Origin of the sequence: Sphingomonas sp. 67-41 (genome assembly GCF_001899725.1) — a bacterium.
Taxonomy (GTDB): Bacteria; Pseudomonadota; Alphaproteobacteria; order Sphingomonadales; family Sphingomonadaceae; genus Sphingomonas; species Sphingomonas leidyi.
Genome location: NZ_MKWJ01000022.1, coordinates 988,283 through 1,002,351 on the forward strand (window position 1 = coordinate 988,283; position 14,069 = coordinate 1,002,351).

Here is a 14,069-nt window from a genome sequence, read left to right on the forward strand (position 1 = left end):
CTGGAACCGAAACGGCTTTGGAAACATCTAGAGTGCCATGGCCAATCGTCCGCTGACCCCGAGCATCCTGCTCGCCTTGTCGCTATCCGCCTGCGCGGTGGGCCCGGACTATCATCCGCGCCCCGCATCCGAGCTGGGCGTGCCGGACGGCTGGTCCGTCTCCGCCGGGCAGAAGGCCCGGGAAGACCTGAGCCAATGGTGGACCCGGTTCGACGATCCGATGCTGGCCAGCCTGGTACAGCGTGCCCAGGCGGCGAATCTCGACGTGGCCCAGGCCGTGGCCCGGCTCCGCCAGGCGCGGGAGTCGCTGGTGCAGCAGCGCGCGAACCTGGTTCCGAGCCTCAGCGTCTCCGGCGGCGTGTCGCGCAGCGAGCCGCTGCGCGGCGGCTCCAGCACCACGACCCTGCCCGACGGCACGGTGACGAGCTTCTCGCAGGGCGGCGCGACCAGCTTCTCGCTCGGCGCCGATGCGAACTATCAGGTCGATCTGTTCGGCGGGGTGCGCCGCGGCGTGGAAGGCGCGCGGGCATCCTATGCGGCGAGCGGCTATGATCTTGCGACGGTGCTGATCTCCGCTGAGGCCGAAACGGCGCGCAACTATGTGCTTGCGCGGGTGGTGCAGGCGCAGATCGCCAATGCGCGCGACAGCCTGGGGATCGCGGACGAAAATCTCCAGATCGCCGGCTGGCGGTTGCAGGCGGGCCTCGTCTCCTCGCTCGACCAGGAGCAGGCGCGGGCGAGCCGGGCGCAGCTGGCCGCATCGATCCCGACGCTCGAGGCGAGCTATAACGGCTATGTCGCGCGCCTGGGCGTGCTGACCGGCCAGGCGCCGGGTGCGCTCAAGGCCGAGATGGAAGCGGTGAAGCCGATCCCCGCCGGCCCCGCGAGCGTTGCCGCCGGCATCCCCGCCGACACGCTGCGCCAGCGGCCGGACGTGCGGGCCGCCGAGCGCAACCTCGCCGCCGCCACCGCGAACATCGGCGTCGCCGCCGCGCAGCTCTATCCCCAGCTGTCGATCGGCGGCAGCATCGATGCGGGCAGCACCGCGCTCGCCTCGATCTTCGACGTGATCACCGGCCGCCTCTTCGCCAACATCGCGCAGACGCTCTTCGACGGCGGCCGCCGCGCCAGCCAGGTCCGTTCGGCCGAAGCCGCCGCGGACGGTGCGTTCCTCGCCTACAAGTCGACCGTGCTGACCAGCCTAGAGGATGTCGAGAACGCGATCGTCGCGCTGCAGACGGCGCAGCGCCGCCAGCAGGAATTCGCGGTCGCGCTGGAAGCGTCGAGCAACCAGGCGTTGCTGGCGCGCATGCAATATCGCTCGGGCCTCACCGATTTCACTACGCTCAACCAGGCCGAGTCCGCGCTGATCTCGGCGCGCAACGGCGTCGTCTCGGCGCGCTCGGACGCGGCGACGGCGCTGATCCAGCTCTACCAGGCGCTGGGCGGCGGCTGGGATCCGAGCGTCACCCCCACCGTTCCCACCACAGGCGGCACTGCGAATGGCAACTGATCCCAACCAGAATCTCGACGCCTTTCTGGGCACGCCCCCGCGCCCCTGGTGGCGGCGCTGGCTCAAATGGGGCCTGATCGGCATCGGCGTCCTGCTGGCGGCGCTGCTGCTTTGGCACTTCTTCGGCAGCAGCAACGAAGTCAAATACGCCACCGACGATGTCGCGCGGGGCAACCTGACCGTCACCGTCTCCGCCACCGGCAAGCTGGCGCCGACCAACCAGGTGACCGTGGGCTCGCAGCTGTCGGGGCAGGTCGTGAAGGTGCTGGCCGACGTCAACGACCGGGTCACCGCCGGCCAGCCGCTGGCGCTGATCGATCCGTCGCAGTTCGACGATCAGGTCAGGCAGGCCGAGGCGACGCTCGCGGCGAACGTCGCGGCCGTGGGCCAGGCGCGGGCGACGCTGGAGCAGAACAACGCCACGCTGGCGCGCTTCCAGGAAGTCAGCCGGCTCTCGGGCGGCAAGGTGCCGGCGAAGACGGAGATGGACGGCGCGATCGGCGATCGCAATCGCGCGCTGGCCAATCTCAATGCGGCCAACGCCAATGTGACGTCGGCGCGCGCCCAGCTGTCCTCGGCCCAGACGCAGCGTACGCGGGCGATCATCCGCTCGCCGGTGACCGGCGTCATCCTGGCGCGCCAGGTCGACCCCGGCCAGACCGTCGCCGCCTCGTTCAACACGCCGACGCTGTTCGTGATCGCGCAGGACCTGTCGCAGATGAAGCTGGAAGTGGCGATCGACGAGGCCGATGTAGGCCAGGTGCGCGAGGGGCAGGACGCGACCTTCACCGTCGACGCCTTCCCGGGCAAGACCTTCCCGGCGAAGATCACCCGCGTCGAGGTCGGTTCCAACCTGTCGGTGCAGGATGCGAGCTCCTCGACCTCGTCCACGAGCACGACCGCCAACCAGGTCGTGTCCTATGCCGCCGATCTCTCGGTCTCGAATGCGAACGAGCAGCTGCGCCCAGGCATGACCGCGACGGCCGACATCGTGACGATGTCGCGCCAGAACGTGCTGCTCGTGCCCAATGCGGCGCTGCGCTTCACGCCGGCCGCCACTGCCCAGGGCGCGAGTGGCGGCAGCGCCAAGGGCGGCATCGCCGGCGCGCTGGTCCCCAGCCGCCCGCGGCGCGGCGGCGGCGGGCAGCAGCAGAAGACGGCGACCGGCGACCGTGCCGGCGAGCGGAGCGTCTATATCCTCGGCGCCGACGGCAAGCCGCAGGAGGTGCCGGTCACGACCGGCAGCACCGACGGCACCGTGACCGAGATCACCGGCGGCAATCTGAAACCGGGCGACAAGGTCATCACCGGCCAGCTCGCCGATGGCAGCTCGGGCCAGCGCCGCTCCGGCGGGCAGCGGCGCCAGGGCGGCGGCGGCGCCGGAGGCCAGCGTGGCGGACAGTGAGGCACCGCTGATCCGCCTGCGCGGCGTCACCAAGAGCTATGGCGAGGGGGCGACGCAGTTCCAGGCGCTGAAAGGCATCGACCTCGACATCCAGGCCGGCGATTTCGTCGCGGTGATGGGGCCATCGGGCTCGGGCAAGTCGACGACGATGAACATCCTGGGCTGCCTCGACGTGCCTTCCAGCGGCGAGTTCCTGTTCAAGGGCGTGCATGTCGAGAAGCTGGAACGGGACCAGCGCGCGTTGCTGCGGCGCAAATATCTCGGCTTCGTCTTCCAGGGCTTCAACCTGCTCGCCCGCACCAGCGCGCTCGAGAATGTCGAGCTGCCGCTGCTCTATCGCGGCGATTCAAAGCAGCAGCGTCGCGAAACGGCGATGGCGGCGCTCGACAAGGTCGGGCTCAAGCAATGGTGGGATCATACCCCCGCCGAGCTATCGGGCGGCCAGCAGCAGCGCGTCGCCATTGCCAGGGCGATCGTCACCAGTCCCGACGTGCTGCTCGCCGACGAGCCTACCGGCAACCTCGATTCGGAGCGTTCGGTGGAGATCATGGAACTGCTCACCGATCTCAACAAGACGAGCGGCATCACCGTGCTGATGGTCACGCACGAGCCCGACATGGCGGCGTTCGCGCATACCATCGTGCATTTCAAGGACGGGCTGGTCGAGCGGATCGAGGACAAGCATCGCCAGGGCGAGGCGGTGGGGCACTGATGTTCGGCACCACCTTCATCCTCGCGATCCGGTCGATCCTGCGCCACAAGCTGCGCTCGTTCCTGACCACGCTCGGCATCATCATCGGCGTCGCCGCGGTCGTCACCATGGTGACGCTCGGCAAGGCGACCACGGCGGCGGTGCAGCAGCAGATCTCGGCGCTCGGCACCAACATCCTCCAGATCCGTCCGGGCCAGGGCTTCGGCCGCGGCGGCGGCGGCCCGCGCCCGCCCGATTTCAAGGCGGACGACGTCACCGCGATCCGCGACCAGGTCGCCGGCGTCACCGCGGTCGCCCCCCAGGCACAGACCACCGCGACCGTGATCTACAACGGCGCCAACTGGTCGACGACGGTCAACGGCACCACCAACGCCTATTTCCAGGTCCAGCCCTGGCCGCTGGTCGAGGGCCGCTACTGGACATGGCCGGAGGAGCAGGCGGGCAAGGCGGTGTGCATCATCGGCACGACGATCCGGACCAACCTGTTCCGCGGCGGCAGCGCGGTGGGCGGCCGGATCCGGGTCAACGGCATCTCGTGCGACGTGATCGGCGTGCTCCAGACCCGCGGCCAGGCCGGGTTCGGCGGCGACCAGGACGATGTGATCATCATGCCGATCAAGCAGGTGCAGCGCCGCTTCACCGGCAATCCCGACGTGCGCCTGATGCTGGTCGGCACCGATCCCGATTACGACAGCGCCCAGGTCCAGTCGTCGATCACCGACCTGCTGCGCGAACGCCGCAACATCACCGGCGGCAAGGATGTCGACTTCAACATCTTCGACACCGCCCAGATCAGCCAGGCATTGACCGGCACCACCACGCTGCTCACCCAGATCGTCGCCGCGGTGGCGATGATCAGCCTCATCGTCGGCGGCATCGGCATCATGAACATCATGCTGGTGTCGGTGACCGAGCGGACGCGCGAGATCGGCATCCGCCTAGCCATCGGCGCGGTGGCGAGCGAAGTGCTGCTGCAGTTCCTGGTCGAGGCGGTGGTGCTGTCGATGCTGGGCGGCGTCATCGGCCTGCTGATCGCGCAGTTCGCCGTCGCGCTGATGTCGTGGCTGGGCTCGCTGCCCTTCCTGTTCGACGTGCAGATCAACGTGATCGCCTTCGCGATCTCGGCGATCATCGGCGTGGTGTTCGGCTATTTCCCGGCGCGCCGCGCGGCCAGCCTCAATCCGATCGACGCGCTTCGTCACGAGTGACGCGCGCGGGCGGCGGCTCAGGCTGGCCGTCGGTACGCAGGCCGTAGCGCTCGCGCAGGGCGCGCAGGTCTTCCTGCGTGTCGATATCGACCAGCTCGGCAGGCGGGGCGATGACGTGGTGACCCCGCCGGATCAGGTCGCGCGCGCCGTGATCGCCCTCCAACTGCATCAGCATGGGGAACATGTCCTTGCCGAACAGGGCCGGCGGCATGGGCTGCACGCCGTCCGAAGAGGCGACAATGGTCGCCGGGCCGTCGGCGGCATCCATCAGCCGGTGGACATGCGCGGCGGTGACCCGCGGCATGTCGGCCAGCGCGACGAGCACCGCCTCGCAGCCCAGTTCCTGCGCGCGGGCCACGCCGAAGCCGAGCGAGCGCGCCTGGCCGAGCGCGGGATCCGGGTTCTCGACCACGTCATAGCCCAGGGCGGCGAAATCGAGCGTGGTGGCGGACACGACGGCGATCCGCGCCTGGAAGGGAATGCGCTCCAGCGCCGTCACCACATGATAGGCGAGCGGCTTGTCGAGGAACGGCTCGGCAAGCTTGTCGCCGTCGTTGAAGCGGCGGGAGCGGCCGGCGGCCAGCAGGATCAGGGCGGTCTGGTCAGGGGTGATCATGGAAGGTCTTCACCATGGCTGCGGCGATGGAAAGGGCGATCTCGGCGGGGCCGATCGCGCCGATGGCAAGGCCGGCCGGCCCCTGGATGCGATCGAGATCGGTGGGCGCGATCCCGGCGGCGGCCAGCCGTTCCCGGCGCGCGGCATGGCTGCTGCGCGAACCCAGCGCGGCGACATAGCCGGTCGGGAAGCCCAGGGCCGCGACCAGCGCCGCGTCGTCGATCTTGGGATCGTGGCTGAGCGTCACCACCGCCGTGGCCGGATCGGGGCGGAGCGCCGTCACGGCTTCGTCTGGCCAGCGGTCGTCGAGCATCACCCCGGGAAAACGCTCGGGCGTCAAAAATCTCCCGCGCGGATCGATGACATGGGTGCGGATGCCGATCTCGCGCGCCAGGCCGGCCAGCGACTGGGCGATCTGGACGGCGCCCACGATCAGCAGCCGGCGCGGCGGATCGTAGCGGTTGCGGAACCCGCCTGGGCCGGGCGCCGAGCGACCGGTGGCGAGGTCGGTGCCGACATCGAAGGGCTCGCCCCGGCCGCGCGCGGCGTCGATCGCGTCGAACAGGGCCGGGGGGAAGCCCATTTCGGAGACGGGCTGGACGAGCACCGAAATCTTGCCGCCGCAGGGCAGGCCCACTTCCCAGGCGGCTGGATCGGCCACGCCATAATGTTTCACCATGGCGGGCGCGCCGGCGATCACTTCGGCGGCGGCCTGGAGGATGTCGGCCTCCACGCAGCCGCCCGAGACCGAGCCTTCGAACCGGCCGTCCTCGTGGACCAGCATATGGCTCCCGACCGGCCGGGGCGCCGATCCCCAGGTCGAGACGACGGTGGCCAGCGCCAGCCGCGCGCCCTGCCAGGCGCGGGCCGCCGCAAGCACGCTGTCGTTATCCGCCATATCGCCTCGCAACCGTCACATCCGGAGCCTAGGCCCGATTTCGTAGCGAAGGGAGAGTTTCGTGACGAGATCACTGATTGCGGCGCTGATGCTGATGGTGCCGGGCGCCGCGTTGGGGCAGGATCATGCCATGCATGGGAAAGCCGACAAGGTCATCGTCATCGCGCATCGCGGCGCCTCGGGCGAGCGCCCCGAGCACACGCTGCTTTCCTATCAGCGCGCGATCGAGCAGGGCGCCGATTTCATCGAGCCCGATCTGGTGCCGACCAAGGACGGCGTGCTCGTCGCCCGGCACGAGAACAATATCGCCGATACGACCGACGTGGCGGACCATCCCGAGTTCGCCGCGCGCAGGACGACCAAGACGATCGACGGCGAGAAGCTCACCGGCTGGTTCACCGAGGATTTCACGCTCGCCGAGCTGAAGACGCTGCGGGCCAAGGAGCGACTGCCCAAGCTCCGCCCGGGCAACACCAAATATGACGGCCAGGCCGGAATCCCGACGCTCGACGACGTGATCGCCCTCGCGAAGCGGGCGTCGAAGGAGACGGGGCGGACGATCGGCATCTACCCCGAGACGAAGCACCCGACCTATTTCGCCTCGATCGGCCTGCCGCTCGAGCAGCGGCTGGTCGACAAGCTCAAGGCGGCGGGCTGGGACCGCGCCGACGCGCCGGTCTTCATCCAGTCGTTCGAAGTCGACAATCTCAAGAAGCTCAAGAAGATGACACGGGTGCGGCTGATCCAGCTGATGGCGGGGAGCGGCGGCCCGGCGGACGGCGCGCAGCCCAGCTACAAGGCGATGGCCACGCCCGAGGGGCTGAAGGCGGTGGCCGCCTATGCCTATGGCATCGGCCCGGAGCTGACGATGATCCAGCCGGCCTCCGGCCCGGCCACCACGCTGGTCACCGATGCGCATGCGGCGGGGCTCAGGCTCCATCCCTGGACGTTCCGGGCGGAGAACTTCTTCCTCCTGCCCGACTACCGTTCCGGCGCAAATCCGGTCGACCATGGTCGACTGAAGGACGAGATCCTGTACTTCATCGGGCTGGGCGTGGACGGTTTCTTCACCGATTTCCCGCATGTCGGTGTCGAGGCGCGGGACGCGCCGCGGGCGGGGGGATGAGGATTTCTATGCGCAAGCTTCTGGTTCCGATCTGCGCGATGCTGCCGCTGCTCGGCGGCGGCTGCATCGCCAAGACGGTGGTCGATGTGGCCACCCTGCCGGTGAAGGCGGGCGCGAAGGCGGCCGATTGGGCGACGACCAGCCAGGACGAGGCCGATCGCAACTATGGCCGCAAGATGCGCGAGCAGGAAGCGCGCGAGGGCAAGGAACTGCGCAAGCTCTGCAAGAAGCATCCCGAGGACGCGCGTTGCGCGGGCGGCGACAACGGCTTCCGCGCCGATCCGGGCGGCAGTCGCTATAACTGACCGGTGCGGTCGTGCATGCCATAGCCGCGCACGACCGCTGCGACTCTGATCCGATAGTCGCGGAAGATTGCCGCACGCCCTTCGGCCTGCGCCGCGCGATGCGGGCCGAAGCCGCGCCAGGCGGCGATCGCGGCTTCGTCGCGCCACCAGGAAAGCGACAGGAGCTTGCCCGGTTCGGAAAGGCTCTCGAACCGCTCGATCCCCAGGAAGCCGTCGATCGCCGCCAGTTCCGAACCGAGCGCGGCGGCGATGGCGAGATAGCGATCGCCCTGGCCTTCCGCCGGCCAGGCTTCGAACAGCACTGCGATCATGGCCGCACCAGCGGCGCGTGCGGTGCGGGGACGCGGCGGAGGAAAATCCTGTCCTCGCGCCGGATGAACCTTTCGCGCGCGGCGAAATCATAATTGGCGCGGCCGACCGGATCGTCGCGGAGGCGCGCGCGATAGGTCTCGTAGGCAGCCAGCGAATCGATGTCGTAGACGCCATAGGCCGTCGTCGCGGAGCCTTCGGCGGGGCCGAAATACCCGATCAGGTCGGCGCCGCAGCGCGGGATCGCCTGGCCCCAGGCACGGGCATATTCGGCAAAGGCCTGTGCCCCGAAGGGCTCGATCTCGTAGCGGATGAAGCAGGTCAGCATCGGGTTTCTCCTCCGCCGCTCCTCTGCCGCCCGAGGGGCGCATGATGCTTCGGCCGGCGCCGTAGCATTGCCCGGCCCGCACGGGCATGATGCAGGCATGCAGCGCATTTCCGCCTTTGCCGAGACCGCGGCGCTGATGGGCGATCCCGCGCGCGCCAACATGCTGTTCGCGCTGATGGATGGTCGCGCGCTTACCGCGGGCGAGCTGGCGCGCTTCGCCGGCGTGACGCCGCAGACCGCGAGCGGCCACCTCGCCCGGCTCGCCGAAGCGGGAATGATCGCGCCCGCCGCGCAGGGCCGCCATCGCTATTTCCGCCTCGCCTCGTCCGGAGTCGCGCAGATGGTCGAGAGCGTGATGAGCGTCGCCGAGGAACTGTCGCGCCGCCCGCTCCCCGTCACCGGGCCGCGCGACGCGGGCCTTCGCCGCGCGCGGACCTGCTACGACCATCTCGCCGGCGAACTCGCCGTCGCGATCGCCGGGCGCATGGCGGAGCGCGGCCAGCTGGTGCTCGGCCATGATGGCGCGGCGCTCACCGGCGCGGGCGTGGCGTTGCTCGGCGAGCTCGGCGTCGCGGAGGCGGCACTCGATGCGCCGTGCCGCGCCTGTCTCGACTGGAGCGAGCGCCGCCCGCATCTCGCCGGCGCGCCCGCCACTGCGCTTTACCGCCATTTCGTCGCGCGCAGCTGGGTGCGGCCCCGCCAGGGCACGCGCGCACTCGAAGTGACGCGCGCCGGCGAGGCGGCATTGGCGCGCTGGTTCGGGATTGCATTGTAAATCCAGCCAATTCGGCGCCAAAATCCGGCGAGTTGTCCGCGGGCTTCCGCTATGCTCCCAGGCTCTAAAGGGGGAAGCTCTACGCGGCGAAGCCCTCGGCATCGATCGCGTAGAGCATTTCCGCCCTGGCCATGGCGGCCGGCTTGAGCCCCATCGCCTCCGGCACGATCTGAGCGACATAGAAGCGTGTCGCGGCCTGCTTCATCTTCAGGAACGCGGGATCGCCCTCGCTGCGCGCGGCGGCGCGGCCGCTCGCCTCCATCAGCCAGCCGCACACCGCCGTCGAGAGCATCGTCAGGAACGGATAGCTGGCAGCCAACCGGTCATCCATCTCGCTGCCCAGCAGGTTGCGGGCGACTTCCTCGCACGCGTCGATCAGGTTGAGCAGGCCGGTATCCTCGGCATCCTCGCGCATCTCGCCAAGCAAGCCGAGCAGCGTCCCGCCATTGTCCATGCCGAGCTTGCGCCCGACCAGGTCTGCGGCCTGGATGCCGTTGGTGCCTTCATAGATCGGCGTGATGCGGGCGTCGCGGAAATGCTGGGCGGCGCCCGTCTCCTCGATATAGCCCATGCCGCCATGGACCTGGACTCCCAGGCTGGCGACTTCGTTGCCGAGATCGGTGCCATGCGCCTTGGCGAGCGGCGTGAGCAGCTCGACGCGCTGGGCCGCCGCAGCATCCCCGGCCCGGGCCCGGTCGAGCTGGCCGAAGGCGTAATAGACCAGCGCCCGCGCCGCCTGGGTCTGCGCCTTCATCCGCAGCAGCATGCGGCGGACATCGGGATGCTCGACGATCGCGACCTGCTCGCCGCCGCGATAGCCCTGCACGCGCTCGCGGGCATAGGCCACGGCACGCTGGGTGGCGCGCTCGGCCACCTGCACGCCCTGCAGGCCGACGTTGAGCCGGGCATTGTTCATCATCGTGAACATCGCCCGGATGCCGCCCAGCTCGGGGCCGACCAGCTCGCCGATGCAATCGTCATGGTCGCCGAAGCTCAGCACGCAGGTGGGCGAGGCGTGCAGTCCCATCTTGTGCTCGATCGAGACGGTGCGGACATCGTTGAATTCGCCGGGCGCGCCGTCTTCGCGCAGCCGGTATTTCGGCACCAGGAACAGCGAGATGCCCCTGGTGCCGGCCGGCGCGCCCGGCGTGCGGGCAAGGACGAGGTGGACGATGTTCTCGGCCATGTCGTGATCGCCGAACGAGATGAAGATCTTGGTGCCCGTGATCTTCCACTTACCGTTCCCGGCCGGCTCGGCGCGAGTCTTGAGCGCGCCGACGTCCGAGCCGGCCTGCGGCTCGGTGAGGTTCATCGTGCCGGTCCAGGCGCCGGTCGAGAGGTGGGGCAGGTAGAGGGCCTGTTGCTCGGGCGTGCCATGGTGCATCAGCGCCTCGACCGCGCCGACCGTCAGGATCGGCGCCAGCGCGAAGCCCATGTTCGCCGTGCCCAACGTCTCCAGCACCGCGATCGACAGGCTCACCGGCAGGCCCTGGCCGCCATGCTCGACAGGCGAGCCGATCGTGCCCCAGCCACCCTCGACATAGGCCTTGTACGCATCCGCGAACCCGGCGGGCATCTTCACGCCCTCCGGCGTCCATTTCGGGCCGATGGTGTCGCCCTCCCGCTCGAGCGGCGCCCATTCGCCTGCCGCGAACGCACCGGCGCCCTCCAGCACCGCATCGGTCATCTCCCCCGCCTCCTCGCTGATCTCGCCCAGGCGGACGATGGTCTCGAGCACGAAGCGCTGGTCGGCGGTGGCGGGAGTGAACATGGGGCCTCTCTTGTGGTCTGGTTTCGCGCCGTATAGCTCGCGGGGCGTGAGCCCGACAAATCCGCGCACCTTACCCTACGGCATGGCCGCGATCGCCGAGGCGGCGGCGCTGATTCGCGCCGGCGAATGCGTCGCCATACCCACCGAGACCGTCTATGGGCTTGCCGCCGACGCCACCGATTCGCGTGCCGTGGCGGGCATCTATGCCGCCAAGGGGCGGCCCAGCTTCAACCCGCTGATCGTCCATGTGCCGAGCCTTGCCGCCGCCGAGCGGATCGCGGTCTTCGACGATCGCGCGCGCGATCTCGCCATGCGCTTCTGGCCGGGGCCGCTGACCCTGGTGCTGCCCGTGCGCCCGGATGCCGGCATCGCGTCGCTGGTTACCGCCGGGCTCGACACGATTGCGATCCGGGTGCCGCGCCACCGCGCGATGCAGGCCTTGCTGGCGGCAACCGGCAAGCCGCTGGCCGCGCCTTCGGCCAATGCCAGCGGCGGAATCAGCCCGACCCGGGCCGAGCATGTCGTCCGGAGCCTTGCGGGGCGGATCCCGTTGGTGATCGACGACGGCGCGACCTCGGCAGGGGTGGAGTCGACGATCGTGATGGGCGAGCGCATCCTGCGCCCGGGCCCGCTCGGCGCCGAGGATCTCGGGCTCGCGATCGCCGTGCCGGACGGCAGGATCACCGCGCCGGGCCAGCTCGACAGCCATTATGCCCCCTCCAAGCCGGTGCGGCTGAACGCGGCCGAGGCGAAGGACGGCGAGTATCTGATCGGCTTCGGCGCGATCGGCGGCGCCGAAACCCTGTCCGCCGGCGGCGACCTCACCGAAGCCGCCGCCAACCTGTTCGACGCGCTGCACCGTGCCGATGCGAGCGGCGCGCGGGCCATCGCCGTGGCGCCGATCCCCGAATCCGGCATCGGCGTGGCGATCAACGACCGGTTGCGCCGCGCCGCGCACTAGGTCCGGCATCCGGCCGACGGCTCCGAAGGGAGATGGCGGGGAAGCCGGTTTGCATCCACCAGCCTCAGCCAGCCCCGCGCGTCGGTCTCGATGTCGAGGCCCCGATAGTCGGCCCGCATCGGATGCGGGGTGTCGAGCGCGCCGCGATGCGCCTCGGTGATCGCGATCGCCGCGGCACCGGCCGCGTCGGCGGCGGCGAGGCCGGCGAGGCTGTCTTCCCACACCAGGCAATCGCCGATGGCGACGCCGAGCCGCTTGGCGGCGGCGAGGAAGCAATCGGGGGCGGGCTTGCCGTGCACCACGTCCTCGGCGGTGATCACCACTTCCGGCAGCGCCATGCCAGCTGCCGCCAGCCGGCGCAGCGCCAGCGCGCGCGGCGCCGAGGTGACCAATGCCCAGCGATCCGCGGGCAGGCGGGACAGGAATGCCGCGGCCCCGGCGATCTCCGCCAGGCCGTCGACATCGTCGATCTCGGCCTGGGTGAGCGCCTCCGTCTCCGCTTCGGCATCCACGCCGGCAGGGGCGAAGCGGCGGATCGTCTCGATCGCGCGGACACCGTGCAGGGCCGCCATCAGCGGATCGGCCGCGATGCCGTGCCGGGCCGCCCAGGCGCGCCACACCCGGTCGACCACGGCCAGGCTGTTCACGAGCGTTCCGTCCATGTCGAACAGGAAGGCGGCGAAGCTGCGATCGGGAAGCGTCATCGCCCTTCCCTCACCACAGCCGCCGCCGTGCCGCAACTGCGATCCGCCACGCTTTGCATTCCGGGCGCCGAAGACTTACAAATCTGCGCAGGTCTGGGGGTTTGGGAGAGAGACCGGAAACAGCAGGAGGGCAATATCATGAGCAATGTGCAACGCGGGCTCGCCGAACTGATCGGCACGTTCTGGCTCGTCTTCGGCGGATGCGGCAGTGCCGTGCTTGCCGCTGCGTTCCCCGATGTCGGTATCGGGCTGGCGGGCGTCAGCCTCGCCTTCGGCCTCACCGTGCTCACCATGGCCTATTCGATCGGCCATATCTCGGGCTGCCACCTCAATCCGGCCGTTACCTTCGGCCTGTGGGCCGGCGGCCGCTTCCCGGCCAGGGACATCCCGCTCTACGTGATCGCGCAAGTGATCGGCGCGGTGATCGGCGCGGGGCTGCTCTGGTATATCGCCAGCGGCGGGCCGGGCTTTGCCGGCGGCCTGGCTTCCAACGGCTTCGGTGCGCATTCGCCCGGCCATTTCTCGTTCGAATCGGCCATGGCGATCGAAGTCGTGCTGACCTTCATGTTCCTGATGGTGATCATGGGATCGACCGACAGCCGCGCCCCGGCCGGCTTCGCGCCGATCGCGATCGGGCTGGCGCTGACGCTGATCCACCTGATCTCGATTCCCGTCACCAACACGTCGGTCAATCCGGCGCGCTCGACCGGGCCGGCACTGCTCGAGGGCGGCATCGCGCTGCAGCAGCTCGTCTGGTTCTGGATCGCGCCGATCGTCGGCGGCCTGCTCGGCGGCTTCGTCTACAAGGCGCTGGGCGCCGATGCGGGCAAGCGCCCGCCGATCGAAGGCGAAGCGTTGCCCGCGGAATGAGGCGAGGGGAGGCGCGGCGTCAGGCCGTCGCGCCTTCCTTGCTCCGCGCGGCGAAGCTCTTGCGGAGCTTGCGCAGCTTGGGTGGGATCACGGCCAGGCAATACGGGTTCCGCTGGCCGTCGCCCTGCCAATATTCCTGGTGATAGTCCTCGGCCGGCCACCATTGGCCGAGCGGCTCGATCGCGGTGACGATCGGCTCTGGCCAGTCGGGGCGGGCCCGGTCGATCGCGTCCAGCGCCTCGCGCTCCTGTTCGGCCGAATGCGGGAAGATCGCCGAGCGATACTGGGTGCCGATATCGTTGCCCTGGCGGTTGAGCTGGGTCGGGTCGTGCGTCGCCAGGAAGATGTCGAGGATCTCGCCATAGCTGATCTGGTCGGTGTCGAAGCCTATCCGGATCGCCTCGGCATGGCCGGTCGTGCCCGAGCAGACTTCCTTGTAGGTCGGGTTCTCCCTGGTTCCCCCGATATAGCCGCTTTCGACCGACTGTACGCCGATCACGTCGTTGAACACGGCCTCGGTGCACCAGAAACAGCCTCCGGCCAGCGTTGCGGTCTCGATGGTCATCGT

At 69.6% G+C, this 14,069-nt stretch carries 16 protein-coding genes; 9 read left to right on the forward strand and 7 right to left on the reverse strand.

The window, feature by feature from the left end:
- Positions 1-37: 37 nt before the first annotated feature.
- The 4 genes from BGP17_RS15770 to BGP17_RS15785 are packed head-to-tail and all read left to right on the forward strand — an operon-like array spanning position 38 to position 4,838.
- Positions 38-1,513 carry an efflux transporter outer membrane subunit gene (locus BGP17_RS15770; protein ID WP_286712623.1) on the forward strand — a complete coding sequence of 492 codons (1,476 nt, stop codon included), beginning with the start codon at positions 38-40 and terminating at the stop codon, positions 1,511-1,513.
- Entirely contained in the window at positions 1,503-2,918 is a 1,416-nt protein-coding gene (locus tag BGP17_RS15775) for an efflux RND transporter periplasmic adaptor subunit (protein ID WP_286712624.1), read from the forward strand. The genes BGP17_RS15770 and BGP17_RS15775 overlap by 11 nt, the downstream gene beginning before the upstream one ends.
- On the forward strand, positions 2,836-3,630 hold the full coding sequence (locus tag BGP17_RS15780; RefSeq protein WP_380925532.1) for an ABC transporter ATP-binding protein: 795 nt from the start codon (positions 2,836-2,838) through the stop codon (positions 3,628-3,630). Before BGP17_RS15775 ends, BGP17_RS15780 begins: the two co-directional genes overlap by 83 nt.
- On the forward strand, positions 3,630-4,838 hold the full coding sequence (locus BGP17_RS15785; RefSeq protein ID WP_167299627.1) for an ABC transporter permease: 1,209 nt from the start codon (positions 3,630-3,632) through the stop codon (positions 4,836-4,838). Before BGP17_RS15780 ends, BGP17_RS15785 begins: the two co-directional genes overlap by 1 nt.
- Here the strand turns inward: BGP17_RS15785 and BGP17_RS15790 are convergent.
- Positions 4,807-5,454 carry a nucleotidyltransferase family protein gene (locus BGP17_RS15790; RefSeq protein WP_286712626.1) on the reverse strand — a complete coding sequence of 216 codons (648 nt, stop codon included), beginning with the start codon at positions 5,452-5,454 and terminating at the stop codon, positions 4,807-4,809. The two genes, BGP17_RS15785 and BGP17_RS15790, sit on opposite strands and share 32 nt — an antisense overlap.
- Positions 5,441-6,352: an XdhC family protein gene (locus BGP17_RS15795; protein ID WP_286712627.1), complete on the reverse strand. Its 912-nt coding sequence runs from the start codon at positions 6,350-6,352 to the stop codon at positions 5,441-5,443. The genes BGP17_RS15790 and BGP17_RS15795 overlap by 14 nt, the downstream gene beginning before the upstream one ends.
- Positions 6,353-6,446: 94 nt before the next feature.
- Between BGP17_RS15795 and BGP17_RS15800 the strand changes: the two genes are divergently transcribed.
- Positions 6,447-7,478 (forward strand): glycerophosphodiester phosphodiesterase, encoded by a 1,032-nt coding sequence (locus tag BGP17_RS15800; protein WP_286712785.1) that lies wholly within the window; start codon positions 6,447-6,449, stop codon positions 7,476-7,478.
- An 8-nt stretch (positions 7,479-7,486) separates the two neighbouring features.
- A complete protein-coding gene (locus tag BGP17_RS15805; RefSeq protein WP_167299624.1) occupies positions 7,487-7,783 on the forward strand; it encodes a hypothetical protein in 297 nt (98 codons plus the stop codon).
- On the opposite strand, the gene BGP17_RS15810 is transcribed toward BGP17_RS15805, so the two are convergent.
- A complete protein-coding gene (locus BGP17_RS15810; RefSeq protein ID WP_167299623.1) occupies positions 7,774-8,094 on the reverse strand; it encodes an antibiotic biosynthesis monooxygenase family protein in 321 nt (106 codons plus the stop codon). The two genes, BGP17_RS15805 and BGP17_RS15810, sit on opposite strands and share 10 nt — an antisense overlap.
- Positions 8,091-8,420 carry an NIPSNAP family protein gene (locus BGP17_RS15815; RefSeq protein ID WP_286712628.1) on the reverse strand — a complete coding sequence of 110 codons (330 nt, stop codon included), beginning with the start codon at positions 8,418-8,420 and terminating at the stop codon, positions 8,091-8,093. Before BGP17_RS15815 ends, BGP17_RS15810 begins: the two co-directional genes overlap by 4 nt.
- A gap of 97 nt (positions 8,421-8,517) precedes the next feature.
- Here BGP17_RS15815 and BGP17_RS15820 point away from each other — a divergent pair, with 97 nt between their 5' ends.
- Positions 8,518-9,195, forward strand: a complete 678-nt coding sequence (locus BGP17_RS15820) for an ArsR/SmtB family transcription factor (RefSeq protein WP_086130533.1) — start codon at positions 8,518-8,520, stop codon at positions 9,193-9,195.
- Positions 9,196-9,274: 79 nt separating this feature from the next.
- Here BGP17_RS15820 and BGP17_RS15825 read toward each other — a convergent pair whose 3' ends face one another.
- The gene (locus BGP17_RS15825) at positions 9,275-10,966 is read right to left on the reverse strand and encodes an acyl-CoA dehydrogenase family protein (protein WP_286712629.1); all 1,692 of its coding nucleotides are present in this window, start codon (positions 10,964-10,966) and stop codon (positions 9,275-9,277) included.
- Positions 10,967-11,048: 82 nt separating this feature from the next.
- Between BGP17_RS15825 and BGP17_RS15830 the strand changes: the two genes are divergently transcribed.
- Positions 11,049-11,927 (forward strand): L-threonylcarbamoyladenylate synthase, encoded by an 879-nt coding sequence (locus BGP17_RS15830; protein ID WP_286712630.1) that lies wholly within the window; start codon positions 11,049-11,051, stop codon positions 11,925-11,927.
- Here BGP17_RS15830 and BGP17_RS15835 read toward each other — a convergent pair.
- The gene (locus tag BGP17_RS15835; RefSeq protein WP_286712631.1) at positions 11,924-12,631 is read right to left on the reverse strand and encodes an HAD-IA family hydrolase; all 708 of its coding nucleotides are present in this window, start codon (positions 12,629-12,631) and stop codon (positions 11,924-11,926) included. The genes BGP17_RS15830 and BGP17_RS15835 overlap by 4 nt on opposite strands.
- Positions 12,632-12,769: 138 nt before the next feature.
- On the opposite strand from BGP17_RS15835, the gene aqpZ reads away from it, so the two are divergent.
- Positions 12,770-13,501, forward strand: a complete 732-nt coding sequence (aqpZ, locus tag BGP17_RS15840) for an aquaporin Z (RefSeq protein ID WP_286712632.1) — start codon at positions 12,770-12,772, stop codon at positions 13,499-13,501.
- A 19-nt stretch (positions 13,502-13,520) separates the two neighbouring features.
- Here the strand turns inward: aqpZ and msrA are convergent, their stop codons facing one another.
- Positions 13,521-14,066: a peptide-methionine (S)-S-oxide reductase MsrA gene (gene msrA / locus BGP17_RS15845; protein WP_167299618.1), complete on the reverse strand. Its 546-nt coding sequence runs from the start codon at positions 14,064-14,066 to the stop codon at positions 13,521-13,523.
- Positions 14,067-14,069 lie beyond the last annotated feature (3 nt).